This is a genomic window from Pseudomonas sp. WS 5079 (assembly GCF_012985465.1).
GTDB lineage: Bacteria > Pseudomonadota > Gammaproteobacteria > Pseudomonadales > Pseudomonadaceae > Aquipseudomonas.
Window position 1 is genome coordinate 440,448 of sequence record NZ_JAAQWN010000002.1, and the last position, 11,996, is coordinate 452,443.

Genomic DNA, 11,996 nt, shown 5'->3' on the forward strand with positions numbered 1-11,996 from the left:
TCAACGGTAGACGGTCAGCGCCATGGCGCCGAAAAGACAGGTGAACAGGCTCAGGCGCAGCAGCGCCGGGTGCCAGAAAAAACGGTACAGGTCAAAGCCCGCCAGGAACCGATCCAGGGCCCAGGCCAGTCCCGCGGCGATGAAGAACATCAGGGTCATGGTCGGCATATAGATGCCGTGGAACGCGATTTCACGAGGCATGGGCGACTCCGGAAGGCTTGAAGGCAGCCAGGGGCGATTGCGGGTCCAGCAGGGAGGTGCGGATAAAGTGCAGGTAGCTTTTCACCCGGCGCAGGGCCGAGGTATCGAAGTGGGGGGCGAAGGGTTCGTCGGTGGCCTGCACGCGGCTGATGGCGTGATCGACCGCCACCAGCGCGCGCTCCAGGTTGCTCTGGCTCGGTTGCAAAAACAGCCGCACCAGCGAGCGCCCCATCACCCGGATTGCCTGGCGCCAAGGCTGGGATTGGGCATAGGCCGGGTGCACCGGCAGGATTGCCTGTTCCTTGCGCAACTCAATGATCGCGTGGCCGACCTCCAGCACCACGAACATCCAGCGCAACAGGTTGCGTTGCACCAGGGGCTGGCCGGCGGCCAGGCCGTAGGCCTGGTGCAGCAGGTCGCGGGTGCGGCTTTCAAAACCCGAGGCCAGGCCCTTGAGCTTGCCGCTGATGGCATATACCACTTGCTCGCGCAGGTCGCGCTCCAGGCGGCGCCACAGCCACGGGCTGTTGGGCGGCAGGATGATCGCCCCGGCCGCTGCACACACCAGCATGCCGATGATCATGGCGATGTAGTCGTTGATAAAGGTGTAGGGGTTGTAGATCGTCAGGTTATCCGGCACCGAACCGGTGCTGAAGAAAATCAGCAAGCCAAGGCCAACCCCGGCGTATTGCGGGCGCGACGAGAGGAACGCGCCGAGCACGATTACCGGGGCGAGCATCACGCAGAGCAAGGGAAAGCCGTCGATCCAGGGAAACACGAAGAACATTTCGACAAACCCCACCAGCGCGCCGATCAAGGTCCCACAGGCCATCTGGAAGGCCATGCGCTTGGGGTTTGGCGTGGCGGCCGACAGGCCCACGGTGGCCGCGGCAATCAAGGTCATGGTCGCGCCGCTGGGCCAGGCCGTGGCCACCCAGTAACTGCCCAGTACCAGCAGAATGAATGACGCGCGAATCCCCGAGGCGGCGCAGGCCAGCCAGTTGGTTTTCGGGGTGTAGGGCTCGTCCCAATGCTCGCGTTCGTGGCTGTGCTCGGCCAGGGAGGCGTGGGTCTGCGCGTAGTTGTGCAGGTCATCGACAAAGCGGTACAGCAGCTCATAAGCGGTGTGGAAATCCAACTGCTCGGCATCGCTGGGGCTGCTCTCCTGGAACATCGCCCGCAGGCTGCGGACCTTGGCCGGCAGGCTCTCCTTGTAGGCCGTCAGTTGGCTCACCAGGCGCGCAGCATCGGGGCTGGTCAAGGCGCGCCCGCTGAAGCCATCGAGCAACTCGGCCAGGTCCTGCAGGCCGGGCTTGATCGCGGCCACCACATGGTCGGCGGCATCGCTGCGCAGGCGTTCAAGCAACTGGTGCAGGGCGTTGAACCGGGTGGTGATGCCCATGAATTCGCTGTTCAAGCGACTGAGCCGGCCATTGCGCCGACGCATATGCGGGTCTTCGAATACGGTGACGCTACGCAGCCCTTCCAGGCCCACGGCTTCGGCGATAAAGCGTACGTTGCTGCTTTCAAAACCTTCACGCTGGCTGCGCCCGCGCAGGCCATCGGTGACAAACAACGCAAAGGTGCCGAAGCGCTGGTACAAGGCGTTGCGCATCGCCGCGCTGCTGGTTTGCGGCAGGATCGCGGCACTGACCAGGGTCGCACACAAAATCCCCAGGGAGATTTCCAGCACCCGCCAGACCGCCGCCATAAAGGCGCCGTCGGGGTGGGCGAGCGCCGGCAGGCCGACCATCGCCGCCGTATAGCCGGCCAGTACAAAACCATAGGCGCGAAAGTTACGGTTGCGGGTCGCGCCAGCCGTACACACGCCAACCCAGATCGCCAGCGCGCCCAGGAACAGCTCGGTGTTTTGCGCAAACAGGGCAATCAGCAACACCATCACCGCCGACCCCGCCAAGGTGCCGAGGAAGCGGTAGAAGCTCTTGGCAAACACCTGGCCGCTTTGCGGTTGCATCACGATAAACACGGTGATCATCGCGGTACGCGGTTGCGGCAGTTCCAGGCGCATGGCCAGCCACAGGGTGAGGAACGCGGCGATCAGTACTTTGAAGATATACACCCAGGTCACGCCGTCACTGCGCGCCCAGTCGAAAAAGCCACGGCGCCATTCCAGGGAATGCAGCCAACGCAGCGGTGCAGGCAAGGGAGTCATGGGCAACCTGATCAGTGATCGAACACGGCCAAGGCCGCCGGGGTCTTGCTCGGGAGTGTCTTATCGGGTGCCGGCCCATCGTTGCCCGCGCCAAGGCCGCCGCCCAGGGCGGTCACCAGTTCGGCATGGGCGCTCAAGCGCGCGGCCTGGACCTGTTGCTCGACCTGTTGCTGGCGAAACAGCAGGGTCTGGGCATTGAGCACATTGAGGTAATCGGTCAGCCCGCGCTGGTAGGCGATCATGGCGATGTCATAGGTTTTCTGCGCCGAGGCCACCGACTCGACGGCGAAGGTTTGCTGCTTGGCCATGGATTCACGGCGGATCAGTTGGTCGCTGATGCCCTTGAGCGCATTGACCAGGGTCTGGTTGTAGCGGGCCACGGCAATATCGTAGCCGGCGCTGGCCGCGCCCAATTGCGCGCGCAGTCGGCCACCGTCGAAGATCGGCAGGGTGATCGCCGGGCCGACGCTGTAGTTGAGCTTCTTGCCGGCGAGAAACTCCAGCATGCCGCCGCCGGTGGCGACGTAGCCGAGGCTGCCCACCAGGTCGACATTGGGATAGAAGCCGGCGTGGGCCACGTCGATGCCACGGGCCTGGGCCGCGACTTGCCAGCGGCTGGCAACCACGTCCGGGCGCTGGCCGAGCAATTGCGCGGGCAGTGCCGAGGGCAATTTCAATGGTGCGCCGAGAGCCAGGGTTGGCCGCTGCAATCTCGCACCCTCCCCCGGGCCCTTGCCGGCCAGGGCGGCCAGTTGGTTGCGGGTCAGGGCGATTTCTTCGTCGAGGGCGTCCAGTTGCCGATGGGTTTCGGGCAACGGCGTCTGGGCCTGGCTGACTTCAAAGTGCGTGCCGATCCCACCCTCCAGGCGCTTTTGCGCCAGGTCGAGGATCTGCTGTTGCTGGGCCAGGGTGGCGGCGACGATATCGCGCTGGGCGTAATGCAGCGACAGCTGGATATAGGCGCGCACCACGTTGTTCTGCAGCTCCAACTGGGCCTGGCGCGCCTGGGCGACACGCCGATGCGCCAGATCGAGGGCGCGCTCGCTGGCATTGCGCTCGCGGCCCCACAGGTCGAGGGCGTAGCTCAGGCCCAGGGCAGCGTTGTTGTCCCAAGTGGTGGAATTGTCCAGTTTACCGGGGCCGTAGAACTGATCGCTGGGCCAGTTGTGGCGCTTGAGGGTGGCGTCGCCGTTGATCTGCACGGCCTCGGCCGACTCGGCCAGCCCGGCCATGGCCCGCGCTTCACGCACCCGGGCGGCGGCTTCGGCGATGCTTGGGCTGCCTTGTACGGCAAGATCGATCCAACGGTCGAGTTGCGGGTCGCCATAGGCCTGCCACCACTGGCTGGTCGGCCAGTGGGCATCCCGGGCAGCGCTCTGGATCGCGTCGTCGGTGGCCAGGGTATTGGCGGCGAGGTGCTTGCCTTGGGGGGCAATCCCTCCGGTTCCGATGCAGCCGCTGATTGCTAACGATAAAGCCCAAACACTGAGAGTCTTCAGCTCTCTGCTGATGCGACGCGGCACTGCTGCGAATTCCTGAGGTGGTGGTGCGGGGACGGTGCGGCAATTCTAGGGGGCGCGGGGAATGGCGATAAGGTGGGATTCCTGTGAATCTTTGTTACCGTTCAGGCGATAATCCATTGGTAGGGATCACTGGTAGTCGTAACTTTCTGTCACAATTTGTCATCTCCCTTGAGAGCACCCCATGGACACTTTGCAAAACATGCGCGCCTTCAGTTGTGTCGCCGAGGCCGGCAGCTTCACCGCCGCCGCCGTACAACTGGACACCACCACGGCCAACGTCTCGCGCGCGGTCTCCAATCTGGAGGCCCATCTGCAAACCCGCTTGCTCAACCGCACCACCCGCCGCATCGCCTTGACCGAGGCCGGCAAGCGCTATTTATTACGCTGCGAGCAAATCCTCGCCTATGTCGAGGAAGCCGAGGCCGAGGCCAGCGACGCCCACGCGCGCCCCGCCGGGCAGCTCAAAGTGCATACCATGACCGGCATCGGCCAGCATTTCGTGATCGATGCGATTGCCCGCTATCGCCGCACCCACCCCGACGTGACCTTCGACCTGACCCTGGCCAACCGCGTGCCAGACCTGCTGGACGAGGGTTATGACGTGTCCATCGTGCTCGCCAGCGAGCTGCCGGACTCGGGGTTTGTCTCCCAGCGCCTGGGGATCACCTACAGCATCGTCTGTGCCTCGCCGGCCTACGTTAAAGCCAATGGTTGCGCGCAGCGGCCCAGTGACCTGCTCAACCATGCCTGCCTGCGCCTGGTCAGCCCGGTGATCCAGCTGGACAAATGGGCCTTCAACGGGCCGGACGGCCAGGAAAGCGTGAGCATCAACAGCTCGCCGTTCCTGGTGAACTCCGCCGATGCGATGAAGACCGCGATCATCAGCGGCATGGGCGTCGGCCTGCTGCCGGTGTACGCGGCCATCGAGGGCCTGCGCAACGGCACCCTGGTGCGGATGATGCCGACGTATCGCTCCCAGGAGCTGAACCTGTACGCCATCTACCCGTCGCGCCAGTACCTGGATGCGAAGATCAAGACCTGGGTGGAGTACCTGCGCGGCTCGCTGCCGGAGATCCTGGCGGCGCACCAGGCGGAACTCGCGGCGTATGAGTTGAGCGGCAGTTTGGGTGGGGTGCGGCTGGGTAGCTGACCTGCCGTCATCGCAGGCAAGCCAGCTCCCACATTTTGCCCTGTGCCCACAGAGGTCTAGCGGTGTCCTGACATTCGCAGCGAGGAATGTTAGCGTGCTTGGCATTCTTCCCCGTCGATGAGCCTCACTTGCGATGAAAAAGACTGTCCTCGCCTTCAGCCGTGTCACCCCCCAGATGATCGAACGCCTGCAACAGGACTTCGAGGTCATCGTCCCCAACCCCAAGCAGGGCGATATCAACGCGCAGTTCAATGAAGCCCTGCCCCACGCCCACGGCCTGATCGGCGTCGGCCGCAAGCTGGGCCGGGCGCAGCTCGAAGGGGCGAACAAGCTGCAAGTGGTGTCCAGCGTCTCTGTGGGTTACGACAACTACGACGTGGACTACTTCAACGAACGCGGGATCATGCTCACCAACACCCCCGATGTGTTGACCGAAAGCACCGCCGACCTGGCCTTTGCCCTGCTGATGAGCAGCGCCCGCCGTGTGGCCGAGCTGGACGCCTGGACCAAGGCCGGGCAGTGGAAAGCCAGCGTCGGCGCGCCGTTGTTTGGCTGTGATGTACACGGCAAGACCCTGGGTATCGTCGGCATGGGCAATATCGGCGCAGCCATCGCCCGCCGTGGGCGCCTGGGCTTCAATATGCCGATTATCTACAGCGGCAACAGCCGCAAGACCGCGCTGGAACACGAGCTGGGCGCGCAGTTGCGCAGCCTGGACCAGTTGCTGGCCGAGGCAGATTTCGTGTGCCTGGTGGTGCCGTTGAGTGAAAAGACCAAGCACCTGATCAGCCATCGCGAGTTGGGCCTGATGAAATCCAGCGCGATCCTGGTGAATATTTCCCGAGGCCCGGTGGTGGACGAGCCGGCACTGATCGAAGCCCTGCAAACCCAGCGCATTCGCGGCGCCGGGCTGGATGTGTATGAGCGCGAGCCCCTGGCCGAGTCGCCGCTGTTCCAACTGAGCAATGCGGTGACCTTGCCGCATATCGGTTCGGCCACCCATGAAACCCGTGAAGCCATGGCCAACCGTGCCCTGGACAACCTGCGCAGCGCACTGCTGGGCCAGCGCCCGCAGGACCTGGTGAACCCGCAGGTGTGGAAAGGCTGATCGGCATTGTAGGAGCCGGCCAGCCAGCCCCTACAGTTTTTGGCGCGAACGTCGATAACCCGCTATAGATTGTTATCGCTGATCCACAGAAGGTTTTTATGTCCACCACCAAAGCCCGCGCAGATTCACTCTCGCTTCTGCTCTTTACCTTGCGCAGCGGCAAGCTGATGGCCATCAACCTGCTGAAAGTCAGCGAAATCATTCCCTGCCCGCCGCTGACCAAGCTGCCGGAGTCCCACCCGCACGTCAAAGGCATCGCCACCCTGCGTGGCGCGGCCTTGTCGGTGATCGACCTCAGCCGCGCGCTGGGCGAGATGCCCCTGCAAGACCCCGACGGCGGTTGCCTGATTGTCACCGATGTCAGCCGTTCCAAGCAGGGCCTGCATGTGCAGGCGGTGAGCCGGATCGTGCATTGCCTGACCACCGATATCCGCCCGCCGCCCTTTGGCTCTGGCGGCACGCGCTCGTTTATCACCGGCGTGACCCAGGTGGACGGGGTGCTGGTGCAGGTGCTGGACATCGAAAAAGTCATCCACGCCATTGCCCCCGCGCAGATTGAAGTGGCGCCGACTGACCTGACCATGGAAGAAGCCGAAGTGCTCGGCCATGCACGCATCCTGGTGGTGGACGACAGCCAGGTGGCCCTGCAGCAATCGGTGCACACCCTGCGCAACCTCGGCCTGACCTGCCACACCGCACGCAGCGCCAAAGAGGCCATCGACGTGCTGCTGGAACTGCAAGGTAGCGCCGGGCAGATCAATGTGGTGGTGTCTGACATCGAAATGTCGGAAATGGACGGCTACGCCCTCACCCGCACCTTGCGCGAAACCCCGGACTTCCAGGACCTCTACGTGCTGTTGCACACCTCCCTGGACAGCGCGATGAACAGCGAAAAAGCCCGCCTGGCGGGTGCCGACTCGGTACTGACGAAGTTTTCGTCACCCGAGCTGACCAAATGCCTGGTGGTCGCCGCCCAGACCGTGGCGCAAAAAGGCCTGTAAATAGTGACAGCGTATTACCAACTGCTACGCCGCGACCTCACCGGCAGCCTGCCTGCACCGCAGTGGCCAGCCGATACCCACCTGGATCATTACCGCCCTGCACTGGCCCCGGCGATCCATGCGGTATTGCGCATGACCCAGGAACAGGGCGGCGGCCGCGTGGCCAACCTGGAGGCCTGGCAGCAGCAATTTCTCAGCGACGCAGAGTTCGACCCCACGCTATGCCTGGTAGCAAGTAACGCCGAGGGCATTCTTGGCGTGGCCCAATGCTGGACCAGTGCCTTTATCCATCACCTCAGCGTCCACCCCTGCGCCCAGGGCCAGGGGCTGGGTCGTGCCTTGTTGCTGCACAGCTTCCAGGTGTTCAAGCAACGCGGCGAGCCCTATGTGGACCTCAAGGTGCTGGAGAGCAATCTGCGCGCACGCCAGTTGTATGAAAGTGCCGGCATGGTGTTTGTGCTGCGCGACGTGGTCAGCGAGGGCTGAGCGGCACTGGCGCATAACTTGCTTCCAGAGTTCCTGAACGGCGCAAAGAGGTAAAAACCCGTCACCGTTCAAGAGAGCCCTCTGACCTGGCCTGGTAGCAGATCCTCCATGAATACCCATTTTTCCTGCGTTGGTTGCGGTAAATGCTGCACCGACCATCATGTACCCCTGACCCTCGACGAAGCCCGCCAGTGGGCGGCGGACGGCGGCAATGTCATCGTGCTGGTGGAAGGTTTCCTGGGCAATGGCCTGGGCCTGCCTGTGCAACAACGCGAGCATGCCGAACGGCGTTCGGTGGTGGTGCCCAGCGGCAATACCCAGGCGTTCGTGGCGATCACCTTTGCCGCTTACAACGCCGGGCGCTGCCGGAATCTTGACGAAGACAACCGCTGCGGCATCTATGAACGGCGGCCGCTGGTCTGTCGTATCTACCCGATGGAGATCAATCCGCATATCCCGCTGAACCCGGCCGCCAAGGATTGCCCGCCGCAATCCTGGGAACAGGGCCCGGCACTGATCGTCGGCGGCGAGCTGATGGACCGGGAACTGGCCGAGCTGATCCACCGCTCACGCCAGGCCGACCGTGACGATGTACAGACCAAGGAGGCGGTGTGCGCCCTGCTGGGGATTCGCACCACGGCGCTCAAGGGCGATGGTTTTACCGCGTACCTGCCGGACATGGGCGCCTTTGCCCAGGCCATAGCGCTGGCGGTGGAGCAACCGGCCATGGCCAATGAATGGGTGTTTCATGTGTCCGGGATGGACATTGCCGAACAGTTGCTGGATGCCGGGGCGCAGATCGCCACCGAAGTGCCGGCCAACTATGCGTTTATCTCGCTGCGCGCTGCCTGAACCTTTTGGGAGCCGGCTTGCCGGCGATGGCGTGCGCGAAATCGCCATTGCCGGCAAGTCGGTTGCGAAGATTAGCGGCGTTTGCCCCAGAACTCTTCAGCCAGCCGCCGCAGGTCCTCCGCCAGGGCCGCTACGTCGCCCGAGCTGAGCTGGCTCTGTTGGCCGGCGCTGACGGTGGCCTCGCCGGCATCGCGAATGCCGACAATATTGCGATTGATGTCCTCGCTCACCGCGCTCTGTTCCTCCACCGCCGTGGCAATCTGCACGCTCATAGCGGTGATCTGGTTGACCCGCTGGCTGATGCCATCCAGGGCCGACGCCGCGCGCTGGGCATGCTCGACGCTGACTTCGACGTGCTGGCTGCTTTGCTCCATCGCCATCACCGCATCGCGGGCGCCGCCCTGCAGGGTACTGATCATGCGCTGGATTTCATTGGTCGATTGCTGGGTGCGCTGGGCCAGGCCGCGGACTTCATCTGCCACCACCGCAAAGCCACGGCCCTGCTCGCCCGCCCGCGCCGCCTCGATGGCCGCGTTGAGGGCCAGCAGGTTGGTCTGCTCGGCAATCGCCCGGATCACCTCCAGTACGCTGGAGATATCCCCGCTGTGGCTTTCCAATTGATGGATCACACTGGTGGCCCTGGCCAGCTCCTGGGACAGACGCAGCACCGCATCACGGCTTTCGTCCACCCGCTGATGGCCTTCGCGGGTCTCGCTGCCGGCCTGGTCGGCCGCTTTCGAGGCTTGCTGGGCATGGTTGGCGACTTGCGCCACGCTGGCCGCCATCTCCTGGATCGCGGTGGCCACCTGGTCGGTCTGGGTCTGCTGGCCCAGGGTACTGGCGTGACTGCTGTCCAGTTGCTGGACCAGAGCGGCGGCGTGCCCGGATAAACGCTGCGACGCATCGCCAATCCGGCCGACCACCGCGCCCACCTGGGCTTCGAGCATCTGCATGGCAAATTCGATTTGCCCCAGCTCATCGGCACGCCCGGTGTAGATCGCCTGGCTGACGGGGTTATCGGCAATCTGCCGGGCCCGCTCGCTCAATTGCCTCAAGGGGCGCAACAACAGGTTGATACCCAAGACCCCCGCTGCGCCCACCGCAGCCAGGCCCAGCACCTGCAAGGCCCACGAGTAGCTCGCCAACCCGGCCCCCACTCCCCAGGTCAGGGCGCAGGTTGCACCGGTGACCAGCGACAACTTCATGGGCATCTCCAGCACTGGCCGCAAGCGCCGACTACCCGCGCGCAGGCGGGCGTAAGCGCGCTCCGCCGCCATCACCCGCCGCGCATCGGGCTTGGTGCGTACCGACTGGTATTCCACCGCGACACCGTCGCGCGTGACCGGCGAGGCATAGGCGCTGACCCAATAGTGATCGCCGCTCTTGCAGCGATTTTTCACCATGCCCATCCACGAGCGGCCGCTTTTGAGGGTCTGCCACATATGGGCAAAGGCCGCCGACGGCATGTCCGGGTGACGCAGCAGGTTATGTGGCGCGCCCAGCAATTCCTCGCGGTTGTAGCCGCTGACGTCGATAAAGTCCTGGTTGGCGTAGGTAATCGAACTGCCTAAGTCAGTGGTCGAGAGGATGTTGGCGTCTGGGGCAATGTCCACACTTCGACCCGTGACCGGGAGATTGATCTTCATGGAAAGCGCGCTCGGGGGTTATTGAGGGAGTCGGCAGGGGCACCGACTCTAAGCGCACCGGTTGAGCAAATACTGATCCAGCTCATGTTCCACGCATTTAGTTGGCTACCGCTGCCTCCGGCTCGCGGTACTCCTCGATCAGGGCCACGCACTCCAGCGCCACCCGCGCGCTGCGCGGTAAGCGGCGCACCGCCAGTACGCTGCGGGCGGGCAACCGGCTACGGTCGAAGTAGCCCAGGTACACCTCGTTGACCAGGGCCAGGTCATCCAGGTCGGCCAGCATCAAGGTGCACTTGACCACCCGGTCCAACGAGGAATGATGACGCTCCAACAGGTCGTGCAGGGTCTTCATCACCTGCTTCATCTGCGCGCCAGTGCCACCCTTCACCGGGTTGCCGCGAACATCCAGCCCCGCAATATTGGAAATGTACAGCGTGTTGCCAACCCGTACTGCCTCGGAAAAAGGCAGCGCAATTTCAGTGGGGTAAAAGTGTGGTCCGTCGCCCTCCGGCGCCGCTGCCGTCTCGGGCTCCTCCTGCAGATAGCGCTGGAGAATGCGCTGGTGCTCGCCGCTCTGCTTGAGCTGCTCCAGCGCCCGGTTGAGGTCACCGCGCAATTGCGGGTCGGACTTGCGCACACCGATGGCCACGGCGGTGCCCATCTGTTGGCCAGTGACCGGCCGGCCGACAAAATCAAATGGCTGCCCCTGCTCGGTGTCGAGCAGCTCCTGGCGGATTTCGGCGGTGCCTTGCAGCGTCGCGTCGATATCACCGGCCACCAGGCTGCGGATTAACTGGTCGTTGAGCCAGTAGCTCTTGATGATCACGCCCGCCGGCGCCCATTGCGCCAGGGCAAAGGCTTCGCGATTGCTGCCGGTAAGTACTCCCACGCGCTTGCCCTTGAGGGCACGCACCGTAGGCAGCAGGCCGGAATACTTGCGGGCTACCAGGTGTGTGGTGAGGGGGTACAGGTCGTCGGTAAAGTCGATCAACTGCCGGCGCTGGGGGGTTGAAGCCATGCCCATGATTGCATCGAAACGCCGGCTTTCCAGGGCGTCGATGCTAAGGGTGAAAATCTGGTCGACCCAGGTGCAACGGGCGTCGAGCTGGGCGCACAGGGCATTGCCCAACTCGATGTTCAGGCCTACCAACTGGCCTTGGGCATCGCGGCTTTCATAGGGGGGAAACAGTGGGGAGATTGCGAAGCGGATTTCGCTGCGCGCTGCAGCAGCTGTCGCTGCGCCTATAAACAAACCACCCGACAGCAGCGACCCAACGGATAAAACGAAGATCTTTGCCAAAGCCATGAAGAAGTCCCTTTCTTGAAAGACCCGCTCCCTCAACCGGTACTTCTGCCAACCAGACGCGGCGAAGGGGAATCGAGAAAGCTTTCAAGAAAAGGTCATGGGCCGACAAGGCGAAAAGTCAGCAAGAGCTGTAGGCAGTCAGCGTTTGCCCATCGAACGACGGGTGCCCGGCGGCGCCATGCCGGGGGTCTTGGTGTGGCCGTTCTTCGCGCCGTTTTTGTACCACGGCTGATTGCTGTCTTTCGCCCCGGCCAGTTCACCCGGTTTGAAAGGGAACTTGAAGGCCGGGATCACCGGTTTAGCTTCACTGTCGAGGCTGTCTGGATCAGCGAGTTCGGCGCTTTCAACAGGCGGTTGTGTCGGGGAATTCATGGAAGCTCCGGGGCGTGCAAAAAATGACGCGGGCCCGACTTGCGGGCCACACTGGCGCGCAGTATACCTGCGCGCCCTGGATCTTTAACCACCGCCTGTACCAATTGTCGACCTTTGCTGACAGCGCTGTCAGTTAACGGTCACTTTGCTGACCGGGTTTGCAGGCTATAAAGAACCT

General features: G+C 63.5%; 11 protein-coding genes. 5 read left to right on the top strand and 6 right to left on the bottom strand.

The features are described from left to right. Genes HBO05_RS06435 through HBO05_RS06445 form a run of 3 tightly spaced genes read right to left on the bottom strand, consistent with a single transcriptional unit; the run spans position 1 to position 3,897 of the window. Complete coding sequence (locus tag HBO05_RS06435; RefSeq protein WP_029297878.1) at positions 1-201, bottom strand: DUF1656 domain-containing protein; 201 nt, start codon at positions 199-201, stop codon at positions 1-3. Then, the gene (locus HBO05_RS06440; protein WP_169954561.1) at positions 191-2,374 is read right to left on the bottom strand and encodes an FUSC family protein; all 2,184 of its coding nucleotides are present in this window, start codon (positions 2,372-2,374) and stop codon (positions 191-193) included. Before HBO05_RS06440 ends, HBO05_RS06435 begins: the two co-directional genes overlap by 11 nt. An 11-nt stretch (positions 2,375-2,385) precedes the next feature. Beyond that, positions 2,386-3,897, bottom strand: a complete 1,512-nt coding sequence (locus tag HBO05_RS06445) for an efflux transporter outer membrane subunit (protein WP_172312091.1) — start codon at positions 3,895-3,897, stop codon at positions 2,386-2,388. A 181-nt stretch (positions 3,898-4,078) separates the two neighbouring features. Between HBO05_RS06445 and HBO05_RS06450 the strand changes: the two genes are divergently transcribed. From HBO05_RS06450 to HBO05_RS06470, 5 genes are all read left to right on the top strand, one after another. Continuing rightward, positions 4,079-5,047, top strand: a complete 969-nt coding sequence (locus HBO05_RS06450; protein ID WP_169954563.1) for a LysR family transcriptional regulator — start codon at positions 4,079-4,081, stop codon at positions 5,045-5,047. Between the two features lie 133 nt (positions 5,048-5,180). After that, the gene (locus tag HBO05_RS06455) at positions 5,181-6,155 is read left to right on the top strand and encodes a D-glycerate dehydrogenase (RefSeq protein ID WP_170056761.1); all 975 of its coding nucleotides are present in this window, start codon (positions 5,181-5,183) and stop codon (positions 6,153-6,155) included. A gap of 98 nt (positions 6,156-6,253) precedes the next feature. Continuing rightward, the gene (locus HBO05_RS06460; RefSeq protein ID WP_057438202.1) at positions 6,254-7,156 is read left to right on the top strand and encodes a chemotaxis protein; all 903 of its coding nucleotides are present in this window, start codon (positions 6,254-6,256) and stop codon (positions 7,154-7,156) included. Between the two features lie 3 nt (positions 7,157-7,159). Next, on the top strand, positions 7,160-7,642 hold the full coding sequence (locus tag HBO05_RS06465; RefSeq protein ID WP_169956327.1) for a GNAT family N-acetyltransferase: 483 nt from the start codon (positions 7,160-7,162) through the stop codon (positions 7,640-7,642). Positions 7,643-7,750: 108 nt separating this feature from the next. Next, positions 7,751-8,494: a YkgJ family cysteine cluster protein gene (locus HBO05_RS06470; RefSeq protein WP_170041764.1), complete on the top strand. Its 744-nt coding sequence runs from the start codon at positions 7,751-7,753 to the stop codon at positions 8,492-8,494. 71 nt (positions 8,495-8,565) lie between these two features. Here HBO05_RS06470 and HBO05_RS06475 read toward each other — a convergent pair whose 3' ends face one another. From HBO05_RS06475 to HBO05_RS06485, 3 genes are all read right to left on the bottom strand, one after another. Then, positions 8,566-10,140 (bottom strand): PAS domain-containing methyl-accepting chemotaxis protein, encoded by a 1,575-nt coding sequence (locus tag HBO05_RS06475; protein ID WP_172312093.1) that lies wholly within the window; start codon positions 10,138-10,140, stop codon positions 8,566-8,568. A gap of 97 nt (positions 10,141-10,237) precedes the next feature. Beyond that, positions 10,238-11,446 carry a transporter substrate-binding domain-containing protein gene (locus HBO05_RS06480; RefSeq protein ID WP_172312095.1) on the bottom strand — a complete coding sequence of 403 codons (1,209 nt, stop codon included), beginning with the start codon at positions 11,444-11,446 and terminating at the stop codon, positions 10,238-10,240. Between the two features lie 138 nt (positions 11,447-11,584). After that, positions 11,585-11,818: a hypothetical protein gene (locus tag HBO05_RS06485; RefSeq protein WP_057438192.1), complete on the bottom strand. Its 234-nt coding sequence runs from the start codon at positions 11,816-11,818 to the stop codon at positions 11,585-11,587. Positions 11,819-11,996: the final 178 nt, after the last annotated feature.